Origin of the sequence: Haliscomenobacter sp. (genome assembly GCF_033763495.1) — a bacterium.
Classification (GTDB): domain Bacteria; phylum Bacteroidota; class Bacteroidia; order Chitinophagales; family Saprospiraceae; genus Haliscomenobacter.
In genome coordinates, this window is sequence record NZ_JANRKL010000240.1 from 1 (window position 1) to 17,177 (window position 17,177).

The following is a 17,177-nucleotide window of genomic DNA, read 5'->3' on the forward strand; positions in this document are numbered from 1 at the left end:
TACAGGGACTACGGCCACTGCTTGATTTTGCAGCAATTTGGATTTACTCCATTCGTTTCGGATCAGGAGGTGAGGACGAATGTTTTCTAAAAAAAAGGTTACCAATACGGCGGCGCAATCCCACGGGAACGCGCTGCCAAAACCAAATCAAAATGAGTACGAAGCAAGACAAAAGAAAAATCCTCGCAGACATTCTCGCAGGACGTGCAACACCGGACGCAATCCCCGGCGAAGGTTGCCTGACCATTACGCCGGATGATGGTGGGTTGGTGAATGTTGACGGGCGATTGATGAACGGACGCGAAGCCAAACGAGCTATCAATAAAGCTGCAACCATTATTTTCTTTGAGGGTGACGACGACGACAACGAGTTATTCAATGAGCTGTCAGCCGATCCAAGTTATGTGATTGATTTTAACAGCACTGACCACGATCTAAACGACGACAATGGATAAGCGAGCGATTCTGCAAAACATCCTATCAGGCAAGTTTAAACCGTCTGAAATCCCTGGAGATGGCGTTCTCGTGGTACGTGTTGCGGGTGATGGGTTGTTCACTGCCAACGGGGTTGTGGTGAACGAGGTCGGACTGAAAAAGATGCAAAAACGGTTTGAGATTTGCATGTTTTGGGGGGGTGGTTTTCCGCCTGAATTGACAGCGACCGCACACAAAATTTCATTTAAACGTCCGATTTTAGAACAGGGCTAAAAACAACCGACAATGGCGCATAGTGGCACATCATTTGAACCGGGCAAGAGTGGCAACAAGCGAGGCCGTCCGCCTGGGAAAAGCGAAATAGCAAAGCGGCTATCAATGGAAAAACTAGCTGGCTTCCTGGCTAAAGATTTTGATAGTGATAGCGAAACAGGGTTTATAAAAGATTGGGTTGAAATTGGTGCTGTCCATCGAATGAAGATGCGAGCCAATTTGTACGACTTCATAATGAAGCGTCTTAGTAGGGCTGAAACTACAATAGATGTTAGCCGCCTAACAGATTCACAAATCGATGAATTGCTAGACAGCATTCGCGATAAGTTTGGAAGTGATGATGAAAGCTAAAACCCCAGCAAACTTTTTTGGGCATCCAATAGCTGCTGCCTTACCTCTAGTTTTCTTAATTGTTCAGCCCTGTTTTTTTCTTCTTTAACAATCTCTTGAACTTGAGGAATTTTGCATAAATCAGAATTAGTTATCGAAATTTCTGGCATTTCACTAAGTATTGACACAGTATCTTTTTGGCCAGAACTTAATTCAAATTTAAGGGAAGTAATGCCTTGTTCTTTGACGACATTAGCTTTTTCCTGTGGTATAATCAATATCAGGTTACTTTTATTTTCAAGAAAAAACGCCCCCTTTTCTTTCCACTTAGAAACATCCCATTCATCGTTACTTCCATCTCCATAAAAGATACTAAGCATTCCATCGATGCGATAAGTTTCATTTGGAACTTTAATTGAGATTTGCAGAATATTGCTTTCTTCCAAGCCTGTTTCAACTAAAAGCACTTCAGGTACATTCTTTGTTTGGCAAGCTGATAGGAATAACCCAATGAATAAAAGAATAATAGTATGTTTCATAATTGTTTCTTTTTTTATGTTGCTAGACAAGTTAAAAAAAATCAAACCACATTTTAACTCTTCCTTGATTATTTTGCTTGGCAAAAACATCAAAATAATTCAAACTAGTAACTCAAAAGGTAACTCCAAAAAGAAAAGCCTTGCAAATCATTGATTTACAAGGCTATATATTTTTATGTTGTGGAGGTAAGGGGATTCGAACCCCTGGCCTCTTGCATGCCATGCAAGCGCTCTACCAACTGAGCTATACCCCCAGATCACTTTCTATTTAAGTGGCTGCAAATATACAGGTGGCCTGGTGACTTATCCAAATATTTTTTGCAAAAATATTTATTGCAGCCCCTTGCAGAAGAAAGCCCGCTTTTTTGCAAAAAAAATCCCCAAAAACTGCAACTTATTGCATGAAATAACGCAACTTGTGGATTATTTTGGATTTTACAGCTTGTTTGAGCTTCCGCTTAAAAAAGTTAAACAAGCTGTCATAGCTACCGAGTATGGAAAGGATTACAGAAAAACCTTCTCGCTATCGCCACCTGGAAAAGATGAATGTGCGAGAGTTATTGGAAAACATGAACCGTGAAGACCAGGAAGTTCCCACAGCGGTAGCGCGTGCCATTCCCCAAATCGAAGCATTGGTCAATGCAGTTGTTCCCAAAATGCAACGCGGCGGCCGTTTGTTTTACATTGGAGCAGGTACTAGTGGTCGTTTGGGAGTGCTGGATGCTTCCGAGTGCCCTCCCACCTTTGGCGTTTCCGAAGATCTGGTGATTGGTTTGATAGCTGGCGGGGATCGGGCCATTCGGCATGCCATCGAGGCTGCCGAAGATAGTGTAACCCAGGCCTGGGTTGATCTGCAAGCTTATGAAATAGACGAAGATGATGCCGTGATTGGCATTGCTGCTTCGGGCACTACACCTTATGTGATTGCAGGCTTGCAGGAATGCCGGGTAAGGGGTATTGTAACCGGATGTGTTACCTGCAACCCAGAGACCCCCCTGGCGGCAAATTCCGATTTTCCAATAGAAGCTGTGGTTGGGCCTGAGTTCGTTACGGGTAGTACCCGCCTAAAAGCCGGAACCGCGCAAAAACTGGTGCTCAACATGATCAGTACCAGCATCATGATTCGCCTGGGAAGAGTTTTGGACAATAAAATGGTCGACATGAAACTCTCCAATGTCAAATTGGTCGATCGGGGCGCAAAGATGTTGGTTCAAAACCTAGGCTTACCCTACGACGAAGCCCGCGACTTGTTGCTCAAACACGGCAGTGTGCGCAAAGCGATGGAGGCCTTTTCCCCTGAACACAACCTGAGCTCAGGCCTATGAAAATCCTGGTCGACAGCGGGGCCACCAAAGCCAACTGGGTGGCTGTAAGCGATGGAAAAACCCTGCATCAACTCCAAACCCAGGGCATCAGCCCATACTTTCTGACGGATGAAGGCATCGTTGATGTATTGCGCGAAGTACGCCGCAGCATTCCTGAACCGGTTGCTGAACTCTATTTTTACAGCACAGGTTGTAAGGCCGAAGACCAACGCCGCAGGATGAATCAACTGTTGCGCCTGATGTTTCAGGAAGCAACCCAGGTGCAGGTAGAGACGGATATGTTGGCTGCAGCTCGGGCCATGTCACAACGGGAGGCTGGTATTGTATGTATCCTGGGCACAGGCTCTAATGCTTGCCGTTACGATGGATCCCAAATTGTAGAAACTGCTGGTGGACTGGGTTTTATCCTGGGGGACGAGGGCAGCGGTGCAGCCATTGGTAAAGAACTGATTCGTTCTTTTTTGAACCGCGAAATGCCTGAAAACCTGCGTGAAGACCTCAACAAACACTATCACCTAACCCGAGACAACATCCTGCAATCGGTTTACCAATTGCCCTACCCAAACCGTTTTTTGTCCACTTTTGCCCCCTTTGCCTTTGAACATCGGGAGGAGCCAAGCATCCGGGAATTATTGGACCGCCAGTTTGGTTTATTTTTTCAGCGCAGCGTCATTTTATTGGAAGGTAGCCAACATTTGCCGATTCATTTTGTGGGCTCTGTTGCTGAGTATTTTAAGGAGGAAATCGCTCGTAATGCCGTGCCCTTTGGCCTGCAATTGGCCAATTTTCAGCAAGATCCTATGCAGGGGTTGATCCAATATCATGGGTAAACTGCATTTTTGTGCAAGAAATTTGGCAAAAACAAGCTGAAATTGCCAGGATTGAAATAATTTCTGCCTGAAAATTTGGGTTTTTGAGAATAAAACTGCATTTTTGTGCAAGAAATACGAAAAGATTGGTTAGCGGTTGACAAAACCGCAAATAAGATAAACACACTATTTGCTAGCTATTACCAGCCTGCCAGAATCTCTTCTGGCAGGCTTTTTTCTTGAGGGTAATTCTTTCAAAAAAATGCAGTTTTCCCCGCAGATTCTCAGAATGTATTTATATTAGGGCTTGTTTAAACGTTGGAATCGTTAATGTCTTCGCTCCCAAAATTTAGACAAACTCTTGGACCCATGCTAATGTTGTAACGATATGCTCAAAAAAGAACGTCAAGCACTGATCCTCCGCGAAGTCAACATCCACAACAAAGTGGTACTTACCGACCTGAGTATAAAACTGGATGTATCCGAGGACACGGTGCGCCGGGATTTGCAAGAATTAGCTGATGCTGGAAAAGTGATTAAAGTGCGAGGTGGTGCCTTGTCCAAATCCTATCACGTTTATTCCTACAAGGAAAATGAAATATACGCTTATCAGGAAAAAACCATCATTGCACGCAAAGCCATCAGCCTGTTGCGCGAAGGCATGTTGGTGCTAATTAGTGGGGGCTCAACCAACCTGGAGATTGCCCGCATTTTACCACCCGATCTCAAAGTGACTTTTGTGACCATGAGCCTTACTACGGCCATGCAATTGCTGGAACATCAGGGCTCGGAGACCATCTTTATTGGCGGCCATTTATCCAGCGCAGCGGGTATCGCGGTGGGTGGTGAAGTGGTACGTACTCTCAAAGACATCAAGCCTGATATTTGCCTGATGGGTGTCAATGGGATCGACGCGATCGACGGCATGACCGAGTCCGATTGGGAAGTAGTGACCATCAAAAAGGTCATGATGGAATCGTCCAAAAAAGTAGTAGCCTTGTCGATTGCCGAAAAACTGGATTCTACCCAAAAAATCCGGGTTTGTGGCCTGGAAGAACTGGATGTGCTGATTACGGAGTTGGATCCGGAGCACCAAAAACTGAATCCGTATCGGAATTTGGGATTTGAGATCATGTAAATACGTAAAGAAGCTTACCATTCACTACAAAAATCGAGTATCTGGCTGTGTAATCGGGTAGTTTTGTGCATCCATGAAACTAAACGCACAGCACATGAAACCGCTCCGAACCCTCTCGCTCTTCATTGCTCTCTTGGGTTGTACCCTGAATTTGCCGGGCCAACAAAACCTGCTCCAGTTTTTTCGCCTGGAGCCCACCGAAGCAGCCCAGTTGTATCAAAACCCCAAAAAGCAGCCTGATTCCACTTTTTTTCATACACCAATCACCAAAATAGAAGCGGAACAGGAAATAGGACATTATTTGCAGGTGCATATCCGGGGTGAATTTGTAGATATAGCCCTTAAATCTACTGCTCCAATTCAAGTCCAGGCGCTGAACAACCATCAAGACCTTTCCATCTTGGTTAAAGATAGCCTGGGCCGCCAGCTACCGGATGTTCAGGTTTTGTTGGGTAAAAAGCAGCTGCGTTATGATCCCGAAACACAATCTTTTCGCATCAAATATTCACCCAAAGAAAGGATACTGGAAATTAAATCGCCTGCTTTCAGTGCCTACTATACCTTGGTTCGAAACGGCAAAAAAAGCGTTGTAATCCTCACGCATTACCGGCGTTTTTCCACTAGTCGGGTAGGGCGTTTCGTCACTTTGCCCATAAAAGTTGTACAAGCTCCCATTGCTTATGTTGTTCGGAGCATACGTTCCCATCGTTGGGTTTTGCCTTGGAAGTATTGGTTTTCCCAAAAATACAATCGTGATTTAGAAGGGTATATTGCCTTGAGCCAACCGGTATACCGTCCAGGGGATACCCTAAAAATGAAGGCTTATGTGACCACAACCAAAGGGCGACCCTTGCATAAAGGCATAGATTTACAGCTATCTAAGGATTGGTCTAAGCAGGTTTTTACAAAAAAAATTAAACCGGAGCGCCCAGGTGTTTACCTCTTCGAATGGCCTTTGGCTGATACGTTGGAAATAGATGAAGAATACCAGCTTAAACTATCGAAGCGCAGATCGGACATCAAGCAAGGATTCCGTTTAGAGGAATACGAATTGGATGAAATCAATTACACCTTAAAAGTATTCCCTGAATCCTTTACACGCGGGGAGAAATGTACACTTTCACTCAGTGCCAAAACCACCAATGACCTGGCAGTTCCCGACGCAACTGCTGAAATTTTTATCCTGGCAGGAACAATCCAAACCTTTCATGACCAAGCGGTAGTTGTTCCCGATACCCTTTGGCACAGCAATGAAAATCTGGGCGTACGCGGCGAATGGGATGTAAATTTGCCCGATTCCCTTTTACCGGCCGCGTCCATGAGCTTACGCTGCCATGTGTATTTCAACAGCAGTTCCGGTCAATTGAGCTTTAAGGACAAAACGCTTCAATTCAAGTATGAACCCAGTTTTAAATTGAGTTTGGACGGTAACAAAATCATAGCAAGCACTACCTCGGCTCTTTCCGATTCACTGGTCCTGCTAGCACAATACCCTGATGAAAAAAGCCTAACCCAAAAAGTATTATTGCCAGCACAGCTACCCCTCGATCCCAATGTAGAATCGTACACCTTGTTGAATCCCAAAACCCTAGCCGAATTTAAACTCCCTCTCTATCCGGAAAAAGAAGGCTTATTGATTATGGGTGAGCGCAGTGCCGATTCGGTCCATCTCCGGATTGAAAACCCACGTAATTTACCGCTTTGGTACCAAATTAAAACCCGCTCTGGCACAATTGAAACAGGCTTTATTCGTGATTCCTTGTGGTTGTGGCAACACCAGGATCAAAGTTCCAATTTTTACCACCTCTATTACCAGTACCTCTGGGCTGGAGAAATTCATGAAGAAAGACAAGAGTTTAGGCATTACCCTAAAGCACTTTCCATTGAAATGGAGGGCCCTGATCTGGTCATTCCTGGCCAGGAAAACAGTTACAAGGTCCAGGTGAAACATGGCTCAGGTCGGCCAGCCAAAGGGGTAGATCTCAGTGCAGGAGCCATCAATGCCCAGTTTGGCGATGAAACCAGTTACAGTACCCCCAATATTGGTTATCGGCGACAACCTGTTCCCCGCACTTTTCCTTCTTTCCGATTGTACGATTCGGATCGAAACTACAAGCTTCCGATGACGCGGTTTTTGACCCAAACTTTTCAGTTGCAAGAGGTACTGTATTACCAATACCGCTATACCTCACAATTGCTACTCACTCGCAGGGACTCGGCACTACGGCAAGATTCTTTTTATCAAAACATCGCTCAATTTGCGCCATTTGTGGTCAAGGGAGGAAAAATGCAGCCCATTTTCCTCATTTACCTCAACCGCAAATTGGTCTATTCTCACCTTACTCAGGATCCGCACCCTTACAGCTTTCTGGGAACCGAGGGGTATCATCAAATCACCATCCGCACCCGGGAGTATGAGTACGTTTTGGACAGCATTTTTTTGCGGCGTGGTGAAAAACTGGAGCTGGTGCTCAATGAAGATTTTTGGCCGAATGGAAGTGCTCCGGCCCATTTCAAAAGGATACCTGTTGCCCAAAGTTTCAGTTCAGTGGAAAAGGGGTTGCTCCGCAACAGCATCTTTGTTATCCAAAATCTGAAAGCCAAGGACAGTGTTTTTGTTTGGGATGATCCCCAAAACATTCATTTTATCACGGACCCGTCCGGTCAAAACAATTATGTCGGACCCTTTAATGCCGGCACAAACTTGACCTATTTGAGCATGAATCAGTTCAAAAGTTCCTTTGTTTTTGAACCCGGGTTCAGCTATGCTGTGGAAAAAAAACGGGAACGTTTGTACCAGCATGAGTTGTTTCCAGCCAACAAAAAAGAAGCGCTCTTGCCCCGCAGTTTGCCTCATCCAGCCATAGGGCAAAATGTCATTTCGCCCAAGTCGGTTCGGGCATTTTCACCAGTAAAACGATCCATCGTTTTTGATCAAACGCCTGCAAAACAGGAAAGGGGAGCAGGTAAATACCAGTTTTTTTACCCCACATTTAAAACATCTGCTGATTCCTTAAATCTTTCCTTCTTGATCATCCGCAACTTAAAAGCAGACAGTCAGTTGGTATTAAATCCCAACACGAGATTTATCCCCAATTTGCCCGCAGGCACCTACGAGTTGTTGCTTTTTAACCGAAAAGAGGCGGCGTTCCGCAAAAACATCCAAATCCGCAGAGACACGCTGCTGTACGAAGATTTATCCAAGATTCAATTTCAACAAATCGACTCCCTGTTGCCGTCACTGCTGGGTGAAAAATACATACCCATTCAGCCTGTACCAAGTACTTCCATGCGTACTGGCAACTATTATGGCCAGACCCAACTCCTGAAAGGCCGGATTTTGGATAGCAATGGTGAACCCTTGATTGGGGCTTCGGTTTTGGTCAAAGGAACCAGCGTTGGAACGGTTACAGATTTTGATGGCACTTATAGCGTGTTTGCACCATTAGGCTACCAAACTATTGTAGTCAGTTATACCGGTTACCGCACCCAGGAATTGTTGGTAAATGACCGAAATTATGCTTCGCAGGATATACTATTAAACGAATCTCTGTCAATGTTGAGCGAGGTGGTAGTAACAGGTTATGGTGTTGCTGCGACCCGTACCCAGGAGGCTAGTGTTTCGTTAGCAGGAAAAGTGCCAGGTGTGGCAGTTCGAGGCGCCCGTACTTCAACCGAGGGTTACTATGTGGATGGAGTACGCTCCCGGGGATTCGCTAGTCTAGATGGAGAGGAGCAAGGTTCCGATACCCTTAGTTTTTCTGGCATCCGCAAAAGTTTTCACGACCATGCTTTTTGGCAACCTCGCCTGCGCAGTAACCGCAGTGGAGAAGCGCAATTCAAAGTAAAATTCCCCGACGATATCACCAATTGGAAGGTATTTGTATTGGGTGCTGATAAAAATCGCCGGGCCGGGCTCTACACGGGCAGTATCCAGTCCTACAAACCCCTAATGGCGCAACTGTCCCTCCCCCGGTTTTTGCTGCATGGAGATCAAACCACCCTGAGCGGCAAAGTGCTCAATTACACGCAGGATAGTTTCCAGCTCAAAACTTACTTCCAGGCCGCCGAGCAGCGTCTCGCGGAAAAACAAGGCCTGGTTAAAGAAGCTATGGTGGAGAAAACCGAATTTAAGGTGCCCGATAGTGGCGATTCCCTAACCTTTCGTTTCGCCCTCGAAACCCCGCAAGGATACACAGACGGAGAAGAGCGCCAAATCCCTGTGTTCCCCATCGGTACCTTAGAAACAGATGGCCACTTCATGATCATTGAGCGCGATACCCTGTTGGACTTCAGGGATAAAAACGGGCAAATCCAGTTCCGAGCTCAGCCCTCAGCCCTACATCTCCTCCAGGAAGACTTCCAGTACTTGCAAGACTATCCCTACACCTGCAATGAGCAGACGGCTAGTAAGTTGATCGGATTATTGAGTGAAAAACAAGTTTGTCAAGCCTTGAATAAGCCCTTTACTGGCGAAAAAACGATCCGTAGTGCCGTTACCCGTCTGGTGAAAGCCCAAAACGCGGATGGATCCTGGGGTTGGTGGGCCAATGGGGCAGCCAATATCTGGATGAGCAATTATGTGACACGGGCACTGCACAGCGCCCAAACGATGGGTTATCCCAGTAAGGCCCTTGAAAATGGCCTGCGTTGGTTGACGAATCAATTCCCTTTGAAAAATGATCAGGAGTTTTTACAGACCTTAGAAACCCTTTTGCAGACTGGCCAAAAAATCACGGTTTCAAAGGAACTCAGCGATTCTTTGAATAAACCCCAGAAGTTGTTATACAATCGCTTGTTGAAGCTTTGGGTTCAACAGGAGCTTGGATTGAAGCCTTCACTGGATAGTTTGCTGAAATACCGCAAATTGGATGTATATGGTGGCGCTTTTTGGGAAGAATCGGAAACAAATCAGGATTGGCAATACGATTGGTACAACAACCGCCTGAGCAACACCTTGCTCGCCTACCAAATTGCCCAAAAGGCAGGTTTAAAAGACGAACTGCGTCGCATCCGTATCCACCTGATGGCCAATCGTGGGTACACTCAAAATGGCTTACGCAGTGCTTATGGTTGGCGCAATACCCTGGAAGTAGCTGCTGTACTCAAGACCATTCTGCCTGATTTATTGCTTGAAAAGTCGGCTCAGTTGGGGAAACTCCAATTGTCGGGTGCGCTTAGTGGGGAGGTAAGTACATCTGCCCTACAAACCACTTTTGATGCCAGCCAACCTTTGACCCTAAAACTCAATGGTGCAGGCCCATTTTTCTGCACGGCCTATCAACAAACCTGGAATGCCAACCCTCAGCCAAAGTCCGATCTTTTTGCCGTAAAAAGCCATTTGGAGCAAAATGGGGCGGAAATCAAGCAGTTGCAATTTGGTAAACCCGCCCAATTAGTGGTCGAAATTGAGGTCAAAAAGGAGGCACAATACGCCATGATCGAAATCCCGATTCCCGCTGGGTGCTCCTATTTCAAAAAGCCACAAAGTTATCGTTCGCCCGAAGTGCATCGGGAGTATTTTGCTGAAAAGGTGAGTATCTTTTGTGAGCGACTGCCTATTGGTAAACAACGCTTTGTGGTGGATTTGGAGCCGCGTTTCAGTGGGACTTATACCTTGAACCCGGTGCGGGTGGAGGAGATGTACTTTCCAGTGTTGTATGGGCGGAATGGCGTGGAAAAGGTGCTGATTAGAACTTAAGCAGTGGGGTAGCCTGAATCATCCCGAATTTCTTAGAGCATTACCAAAGCGACATTTTTTATCACAAAGGGAAAAAAGAGTGCACCAAGGACACAAAGGTGAGATGTGGACCCAAAATAAGATAAACTCCATGCGTATTGCTTTGTCAAAATCGCGTCTTTATGTCCTTTGTGCTCATTTTTTCATGGTGATACTTGTAAATTCGGGAGGGCTCGTGTTTTTATGGCCCCCTAGTGATTCCTAATTTTTTAAGGCGGTTTAAGGCCTGTCGATTCCTTACAATTCCACAGATTGGAAGCGAGAATGTGCTTTGGACCCTTTACATCGGTAGTTTCGCCAGCTCAAAAGTATGGAAATGTACCTCCCGCACAAAGGCCATATTGCCGAATAGTTTTTTGCCCCCTGGCAACACTTTCATTCCCCCTAGTCGCCGATTCCCCCGTTCTATTTCGGCAGAGGTGGGTGCCCGGCGCTCCCCAATGGTGCCATAAATTTTGGTCATGGGCGGGGTGTTGAATTGGCCAAACAACATACTTTTCAGCCAGTACCACTTTCCGCTGTTCACGGCCATGATACAGACTTTGGGGTTGGTCGCAGCATTCCGGGGAATAGTTTGGGAAAAAATTTCAAAGTAAAACCCTGAAAAATCATCCCGATTGAGAAAGAAGGAACCGATGGGCGTGACGTTGGGTTGCCCCTCCGCATCCGCTGTAGCGATGGAGACGTGGAGGTTGGTGGCGAATCCGTGGCGGAAGTTTTGGCGGATGGTAGGCCAGTTTTCGGGGGTGATGGGTGAAGGCATAGATGTGTTTTTGGATGAAACAAGGTGGGGGGTGTTGGTTTTGAGGAAGGTCTGATTAAGGAAAATTTCCTACAAAGTTTTTGCTTGCTCCTGAATCGCTCGTGAAAGTCTCGTCGCTGGCACAAATCTCCAGACTTGAACTAACAGGTGGTTCAAGGAAACAATCCTGCAGCAATCAAATCCACTCTTTCCAGAATTCGATCAATATCATTCAATTTAAGCAGTTTGATCGTAGCTTCTCCAATTTCTGTTTTATGCAGAATTTCACCCTCATACACTTCGAAATGATCAAACCAATTGTCTTTTCTGGGATGAAACAAACGGATCAATTTTTCTTCATCTTCTAGTATTGTGGCCAAATCGCTGCCTTTGGCATTGTTACAGATGGGACAAGTATGCGCAAGGTTACCCAATTCTGTCTTTCCACCATGTTTTCGACTAATGATGTGATCAGACTGTTACCGAATAAAGGAATCCACCTCTGGTCGTCGACAATATTCACAACGGTATCCTGCTCGTATTGCCACTTCTCGCCGTAAAGCTTCTGGTATTTTTTTGCTCATGCGCTCGCCTTGGAAAGGTGTAACCTAGCTCTGGATTTGGCCAAACGAACGATGTGTTCATAAATCAGATAATGATCAAGCTCTTCTTGTTCAGCATCCGCAAGTCCTTCTTCTTGTTTTTTGTCCAAAAGCTCTTCTACCCGATCTTGTAAAGCTTCGGGAGCATGAAAAGCCAGCACTTTAACTGGATCTAACATAGCCATGAATTCGGCAAGGCTATCGTAAGCACTGGTTGACTTGGTCATAACTAACTTTTAAGGTAAAAATAGGGCTTTTATCACTAGGATTCAAGGGCAGTGCCGGAAATAAACACTCACTAATGGTTTTAGGGGACTTGTTTTGCCCCCTCACATCGGCACTTTTGCCACCCAACTGTGATCTTCAAATAAACAGCCTAAATATAAGGGATCACCCGATAAAAGCCCGAAGGGCTGACATGATTATAGCTAGCAATAGGTGTAATGGTGATTAAAAACCCTGAAGGGGTGGCATTTTATTGTCATCTAATAATGCCACCCCTTCAGGGTTTTTCGTAGGAAAATATGGGATCGTTTTTTCTATAATCATTTCACCCCTGCGGGGTTGGGTTAGTGGTTGTGCAAATTTGCGATGGTAATGTCCTGGCTGGATTAGCAATCGAATGAAATTTCAGCAGAGCGCCAATTGATAGAAAATTGTACACACCACCTTATTGATTCTTCAGTTGCTTGCAGGTTTTCATTCCCCAAAAATCTCGGTGCTATGCGCCCTCCTTGCCAAAACGACAGCTAAAGGGTAAATGGGTAAAAAGGGATAAAGGGTTAGTGCCGGACCAATCGGAAACCATAATCGGAGCTGCGAAGAGTCGGAAAGTTGTCGTTGCGGTTAGCAGCCCGGCAATAGTTAGGATTGAGGTACCAGGAGCCGCCGCGCAAAACTCGATGAGCGTCTTTGCTATCGTTGTCCCAAGCACTTCCGTCCGCGGGCGCACCCCGATAATTGTCGTGCCAGACATCCCGACACCACTCCCACACATTGCCACTCATATCATAAATGCCCAACTCGTTGGCTTTTTTGCTGCCAACTGGGTGGGTTTTTCCGCCAGAATTTTCACGATACCAAGCCACTTGGTCGATATAGCTACTGCCAGCATAGGAATACATTGAGTCTAAGCAAATGTAGCGAAATTTTTTTTTATTCAAATGTTGTGGCAGGGAGGGAAATGGGGAGGTATAAAATAGTCCTAGAAGCAAGTATACAGGCAAAAGGAATAAGTGGAGGCATTTGTGAAGCGAACAATCACCTAACAAAGCGACAATAATAGCAGCGCGGATGAACACGGATTGGGCGGATTTACGCGGAGTTGCTTTCACCTTCGGCGAAAGTTTTTTAGCCACAAATTGCACAAATTTTCACAAATCAGACATTCACTTCGTTCATGTCAAAGCGCTTTCGCGCAAACGAAGTTTGTGCTTAAATTTGTGAAAATTTGTGCAATTTGTGGCTCCTTCCATCGCGCCGAAGGCGTGATAAAAATCCTCGTAAATCCGCCCAATCCGTGTCATCCACGCTGCTATTAAGTCGCTTTTGCGCCATAGGTATAATGGAACGGTATCCTTAGAAACTCACCAACTCAATATCAAAAATAATCACTGTATTTGGAGGAATCCCACCAGAGCCCGTTGTGCCATAGCCCAACCTGGATGGAAATAAAAAGGTGCCCTTCCCCCCTTTTTTTAGCAGAGGTACAGCAACCCTCCAGCCTGAAATCACACCGCTCAAAGGGAACTGCGCCACCGCGTCGGTTTTGGTTTCATCAAATACCTTTTTGTCGGTGAAATAACCTTTGTACTTGACTGTTACTACCGAACTGGAGCTTGGATTGTCGCCAGTGCCCGGCTCGCTGATGATGTAGTACATGCCCGAGGAATGTTTTTCCGCAGTCAGGCTATTGTCGGTCAGGTACTTGCGGATGACTTCGTCGTCGTTTTCAGCCTGAGTGCCAAAGCCCACCAACTCCACGTCGAAGATCACGATCGCATTAGCAGGGATACCCTGGGGAGGGTTTCCTCCATAAGCCAAATCCGAAGGAATAATAAAGGTCGCTTTGCCCCCCTTTTTCATTTTGAGAATCCCCACCTGAAAACCGGGAATCAGTCCGCGTAAAGCGAAAGTAACTGGTTTTCCTGCTTCAGATTTGTCAAACTCGGTACCATCAATGAGGTAACCCCGATAATTGAAGGTCACCACATCTGTAGAGTCGGCACGGATTGCTTTTCCAGTTCCCTCCAGGGTACTGATGTAATACACCCCGGAAGGGTCCTTTTGAGCATTTAGGCCCTTATCGCTCACGTATTTTTCAATAATGGCCTGCTGCTCTTCAAATCGTTCTTCTTCTTTGGAGGTCAGGTTGAAACATGCGTTAAGCATGATCAAACTCAAGAGCAACATAAAGCTTGTGATTCTTTGTCTCATCGTGCATTGTTTTAGTTGAAAACCAGCTTTTAGGCTTTTGTACTCAACTGCTGAATATTTTCGACCGAAAAATAAGGCAATTATTCTTTTATTTTGGTCGTATAACCATTAAACACCTAAATAAGCATTTATGAAAAAACTGTTTTTTGCCTTGTTTGTAGCCTCGATTGCCTTGGCTTGTAATCCTGAAAAAAGTGATCCCTCAGCGAAAATGCCCAATTCCAAGGATTTTGCGTATTTGCATTTTACAGGAACCATTGGAACTGAATCCATTAGAATGAATTTATTGCAAGACCTTGATTATGATGACAATCCCTGGTTCAATGGTTATTATCACCACGAGGGTGCTCAAGAACCAATTGGCATTTATTCCTCAATGGATTCTACGGGCCAGGGGCTCCTTATTTTGACCGAATCTTTGGTTGCCGACGAACCCTTTGGCCGCTTCACAGGCAAACTCGAAAAAGGGGTATATTCAGGAGATTATACTGCTGCCGACGGTAAAAAGTCTCCCTTTAAGCTGATCCTTGGTTTCCCGGAAGGAACCCAGGAATTCGCCGCGATGCGCCTCGAAAAAACCGAAGCAGCCGATAAAAGCCGCAAAGATTCACCCAAAGGCCATTTTAGCTATGAGTTTTTTATCCCGAAGGAAAACTGGTTGAAAGACGCGTTTTTGCAAGAAATGGTTGGCGACTCTCTTGCTCAGGTGTACAAAACGCCCCAAAAAGCTTTTGAGGCCGAACAGCAACAGTTTTTTAAAGACTACCATGAAGAAATCGCCGGACTGTTGGAGGACAGGGAAGATAACCTATACATGAATTATGACAATGACAAAACGATGGAAGTCCTGTTTAATCAGGACAATCTGCTGAGCATTGCCGTAATGGATTACAGCTACGCAGGTGGCGCTCATGGCAATTATGGCTCCGCATGTTCGAGTTTTGATGTGGCCAAAAAGAAAAAAATCAGCCTGGAAGATGTCTTTAAACCAGGATATGAAGCTGCTCTTACCCAGGCCCTCACCGAGGCTGCCAAGAAAAAATTCAAGACCAAGGATTTAAGTGAGGTGCTGTTTGTGGACAAAGTAGAACCCAACGGCAATTTTTTCCTGACCGGAAAAGGGATTTGTTTCAATTATGTGCCGTATGAAATTGGGGCATACGCGGCGGGAGAGTTAAAGATTTTTGTGCCGTTTGGGGAATTGAAATCGGTAATGCGGTAAGGGCAACCCTTGCTGTTGCCCAATCACGGGATAATTTAAACGTGGGGCAACCGCAAGGGTTGCCCCTACGTGCGGCTAATACCCTGGATTCTGCGCAATATTCCCTCCTCCCAAATCAATCTCTGTTTGTGGAATTGGGAACAACTCGTGTTTACCTTTGACAAAATTCTTGCCTACCGCTTTCATCCTCGCTTCAACCTGACCGGTACGCACCAGGTCAAACCAGCGTTGTTGCTCCATGGCCAGTTCCACCCGACGCTCTTGCCAAATTTTCTGGCGTAGTCCATCTTTATCGGTGATGGTAATGTCTGGTAGGACGTTTCTGCGGTTGCCTCGGGCTCGGATGCGTACGGCATTGAGGTGTACCAGTGCCTGTTGAGGCTTGTTGTTTTCATTCAGCGCCTCGGCAGCAATGAGCAAAACGTCAGCATAGCGCAAAATGCGGATATTGCTGGGCCCATTGTCCTGTAGCAGGGCATGTGCGGGCGTCCAGGCTTTTTGGTTGTACCGTTCGTTCTCCATTTGTGGGTTGTCTTCCACCAGCGCCGAACCATCAGGCAATGCTTCACCGACCAAAAGAGCCGTAGCATCGCGGCGCGGATCTCCAAATTCAAAGGCTTTCATCAGGTCATCCGAAGGCAAATTGAAGCCCCAACCCAGATTGGGCGTGCCCCTTACCCCCTGCACCATATTCCAGGGCGTTGCTCCCGCATAGGATGCTTCCAGGGCAGTTGCTTGTACTTCAAAAACCGACTCGCTGGAGTTTTCCCCTTCAGGCAGGAAAATTTTGGTGTAATCCGCCAGCAGTTTGTACTCGTTTGAATTGATGACCTCCAAAGCGTACTTTTCAGCGTTGGGATAATCCTTGATGGTCAAATATACTTTAGCCAACAAACCACGGGCTGCACCTTTAGTCACCCGCCCCAAATCTTCAGGCGCATAGGCTGATTTTTCCGGCAAATTGGCAATCGCCTCAGTGAGGTCGCTGGCAATCAATTTGTAAATCTCGGTGCTTGCTGCACGGGTTTGAGTGTAAAACTCATCCTGAGTCAGTGGCCGCGTGATCAATGGCAAATCACCAAACCAGCGCACCAGATTGAAGTAAAAATGCGCCCGGAGAAATTTGGCTTCCCCGATCAATCTTTTGCGCAGAGTTTCATCCATCGTAGGCACTTTGGGAATTCCATCAATGGCCACATTGGCCCGGAAAATGCCCTGGTAATGCCCTCGCCAGGAACCACGGATGTCTTCAGGGAACCCAGGATCCCAGCTGAAATCATCAAAGGCGCTGAGGCGTTGGGCGTCAGCTGGGAAGCTCCCCTTAACTGCGTCGTCGGTAACAATATCCGTCATGGCCAACCAGGGAAAGGAGGTCAGGTTCCAATCTCGCATGGAATTGTATACTGCATTGACCGACCAGGTCGCGTGCTGAGCAGTCTGGAAGTAATTGTTGGCGTTGATGACACCTTGTGGTTTTACCTCCAGGAAGTCTCCGTTTTGGCAAGCTGGTGCCAGCAGCAAAACCAGCAGTGCACTTGCCGTTATTCGAAATAAATACTTATTGAACATATGTTTCGATTTAGGGC

The 17,177-nt window shown here is 46.1% G+C and carries 15 protein-coding genes, 1 tRNA gene and 1 pseudogene; 8 read left to right on the forward strand and 9 right to left on the reverse strand.

What is annotated here, in order from left to right:
* From SFV55_RS28585 to SFV55_RS28595, 3 genes are all read left to right on the forward strand, one after another.
* On the forward strand, window positions 1-455 hold a 455-nt coding region (locus SFV55_RS28585), incomplete at its 5' end, for a hypothetical protein (protein ID WP_320033016.1).
* Entirely contained in the window at window positions 448-708 is a 261-nt protein-coding gene (locus SFV55_RS28590; protein WP_320033017.1) for a hypothetical protein, read from the forward strand. The genes SFV55_RS28585 and SFV55_RS28590, both read left to right, overlap by 8 nt.
* Window positions 709-813: 105 nt before the next feature.
* Entirely contained in the window at window positions 814-1,059 is a 246-nt protein-coding gene (locus tag SFV55_RS28595) for a hypothetical protein (RefSeq protein ID WP_320033018.1), read from the forward strand.
* Here SFV55_RS28595 and SFV55_RS28600 read toward each other — a convergent pair.
* Both SFV55_RS28600 and SFV55_RS28605 read right to left on the reverse strand, forming a co-directional pair.
* The gene (locus tag SFV55_RS28600) at window positions 1,056-1,577 is read right to left on the reverse strand and encodes a hypothetical protein (RefSeq protein WP_320033019.1); all 522 of its coding nucleotides are present in this window, start codon (window positions 1,575-1,577) and stop codon (window positions 1,056-1,058) included. The genes SFV55_RS28595 and SFV55_RS28600 overlap by 4 nt on opposite strands.
* Window positions 1,578-1,758: 181 nt before the next feature.
* Window positions 1,759-1,831 (reverse strand) — tRNA-Ala (locus tag SFV55_RS28605).
* Between the two features lie 240 nt (window positions 1,832-2,071).
* Between SFV55_RS28605 and murQ the strand changes: the two genes are divergently transcribed.
* The 4 genes from murQ (at window position 2,072) to SFV55_RS28625 (ending at window position 10,550) form a co-directional block, all read left to right on the forward strand.
* The gene (gene murQ / locus SFV55_RS28610; protein WP_320033020.1) at window positions 2,072-2,902 is read left to right on the forward strand and encodes an N-acetylmuramic acid 6-phosphate etherase; all 831 of its coding nucleotides are present in this window, start codon (window positions 2,072-2,074) and stop codon (window positions 2,900-2,902) included.
* Complete coding sequence (locus SFV55_RS28615; RefSeq protein ID WP_320033021.1) at window positions 2,899-3,732, forward strand: BadF/BadG/BcrA/BcrD ATPase family protein; 834 nt, start codon at window positions 2,899-2,901, stop codon at window positions 3,730-3,732. The genes murQ and SFV55_RS28615 overlap by 4 nt, the downstream gene beginning before the upstream one ends.
* A 367-nt stretch (window positions 3,733-4,099) precedes the next feature.
* The gene (locus tag SFV55_RS28620) at window positions 4,100-4,849 is read left to right on the forward strand and encodes a DeoR/GlpR family DNA-binding transcription regulator (RefSeq protein ID WP_320033022.1); all 750 of its coding nucleotides are present in this window, start codon (window positions 4,100-4,102) and stop codon (window positions 4,847-4,849) included.
* A gap of 94 nt (window positions 4,850-4,943) precedes the next feature.
* A complete protein-coding gene (locus tag SFV55_RS28625) occupies window positions 4,944-10,550 on the forward strand; it encodes a carboxypeptidase-like regulatory domain-containing protein (protein WP_320033023.1) in 5,607 nt (1,868 codons plus the stop codon).
* 319 nt (window positions 10,551-10,869) lie between these two features.
* On the opposite strand, the gene SFV55_RS28630 is transcribed toward SFV55_RS28625, so the two are convergent.
* From SFV55_RS28630 to SFV55_RS28655, 6 genes and pseudogenes are all read right to left on the reverse strand, one after another.
* Window positions 10,870-11,352, reverse strand: coding sequence for a pyridoxamine 5'-phosphate oxidase family protein (locus SFV55_RS28630; RefSeq protein WP_320033024.1), 483 nt, complete (start codon window positions 11,350-11,352; stop codon window positions 10,870-10,872).
* 152 nt (window positions 11,353-11,504) lie between these two features.
* On the reverse strand, window positions 11,505-11,711 hold the full coding sequence (locus SFV55_RS28635; protein WP_320033025.1) for a hypothetical protein: 207 nt from the start codon (window positions 11,709-11,711) through the stop codon (window positions 11,505-11,507).
* Window positions 11,712-11,726: 15 nt separating this feature from the next.
* Window positions 11,727-11,798: pseudogene (locus SFV55_RS28640) on the reverse strand (HNH endonuclease); the annotation flags it as partial.
* Window positions 11,799-11,911: 113 nt separating this feature from the next.
* The gene (locus tag SFV55_RS28645) at window positions 11,912-12,160 is read right to left on the reverse strand and encodes a hypothetical protein (RefSeq protein ID WP_320033026.1); all 249 of its coding nucleotides are present in this window, start codon (window positions 12,158-12,160) and stop codon (window positions 11,912-11,914) included.
* A 555-nt stretch (window positions 12,161-12,715) separates the two neighbouring features.
* Complete coding sequence (locus SFV55_RS28650) at window positions 12,716-13,057, reverse strand: formylglycine-generating enzyme family protein (RefSeq protein ID WP_320033027.1); 342 nt, start codon at window positions 13,055-13,057, stop codon at window positions 12,716-12,718.
* Between the two features lie 454 nt (window positions 13,058-13,511).
* Window positions 13,512-14,369 (reverse strand): FKBP-type peptidyl-prolyl cis-trans isomerase, encoded by an 858-nt coding sequence (locus tag SFV55_RS28655; protein ID WP_320033028.1) that lies wholly within the window; start codon window positions 14,367-14,369, stop codon window positions 13,512-13,514.
* Between the two features lie 130 nt (window positions 14,370-14,499).
* Here SFV55_RS28655 and SFV55_RS28660 point away from each other — a divergent pair, with 130 nt between their 5' ends.
* On the forward strand, window positions 14,500-15,591 hold the full coding sequence (locus tag SFV55_RS28660; RefSeq protein ID WP_320033029.1) for a DUF3298 and DUF4163 domain-containing protein: 1,092 nt from the start codon (window positions 14,500-14,502) through the stop codon (window positions 15,589-15,591).
* A 75-nt stretch (window positions 15,592-15,666) separates the two neighbouring features.
* Here SFV55_RS28660 and SFV55_RS28665 read toward each other — a convergent pair whose 3' ends face one another.
* Entirely contained in the window at window positions 15,667-17,160 is a 1,494-nt protein-coding gene (locus SFV55_RS28665; protein WP_320033030.1) for a RagB/SusD family nutrient uptake outer membrane protein, read from the reverse strand.
* Window positions 17,161-17,177 lie beyond the last annotated feature (17 nt).

Bases quoted from the DNA above. Each gene is read 5' to 3' on its own strand.
- SFV55_RS28590 (WP_320033017.1), top strand. From the start codon at position 448: ATGGATAAGCGAGCGATTCTGCAAAACATCCTATCAGGCAAGTTTAAA.
- SFV55_RS28595 (WP_320033018.1), top strand. From the start codon at position 814: ATGGAAAAACTAGCTGGCTTCCTGGCTAAAGATTTTGATAGTGATAGC.
- SFV55_RS28600 (WP_320033019.1), bottom strand. From the start codon at position 1,577: ATGAAACATACTATTATTCTTTTATTCATTGGGTTATTCCTATCAGCT.
- murQ (WP_320033020.1), top strand. From the start codon at position 2,072: ATGGAAAGGATTACAGAAAAACCTTCTCGCTATCGCCACCTGGAAAAG.
- SFV55_RS28615 (WP_320033021.1), top strand. From the start codon at position 2,899: ATGAAAATCCTGGTCGACAGCGGGGCCACCAAAGCCAACTGGGTGGCT.
- SFV55_RS28620 (WP_320033022.1), top strand. From the start codon at position 4,100: ATGCTCAAAAAAGAACGTCAAGCACTGATCCTCCGCGAAGTCAACATC.
- SFV55_RS28625 (WP_320033023.1), top strand. From the start codon at position 4,944: ATGAAACCGCTCCGAACCCTCTCGCTCTTCATTGCTCTCTTGGGTTGT.
- SFV55_RS28630 (WP_320033024.1), bottom strand. From the start codon at position 11,352: ATGCCTTCACCCATCACCCCCGAAAACTGGCCTACCATCCGCCAAAAC.
- SFV55_RS28645 (WP_320033026.1), bottom strand. From the start codon at position 12,160: ATGACCAAGTCAACCAGTGCTTACGATAGCCTTGCCGAATTCATGGCT.
- SFV55_RS28650 (WP_320033027.1), bottom strand. From the start codon at position 13,057: ATGTATTCCTATGCTGGCAGTAGCTATATCGACCAAGTGGCTTGGTAT.
- SFV55_RS28655 (WP_320033028.1), bottom strand. From the start codon at position 14,369: ATGAGACAAAGAATCACAAGCTTTATGTTGCTCTTGAGTTTGATCATG.
- SFV55_RS28660 (WP_320033029.1), top strand. From the start codon at position 14,500: ATGAAAAAACTGTTTTTTGCCTTGTTTGTAGCCTCGATTGCCTTGGCT.
- SFV55_RS28665 (WP_320033030.1), bottom strand. From the start codon at position 17,160: ATGTTCAATAAGTATTTATTTCGAATAACGGCAAGTGCACTGCTGGTT.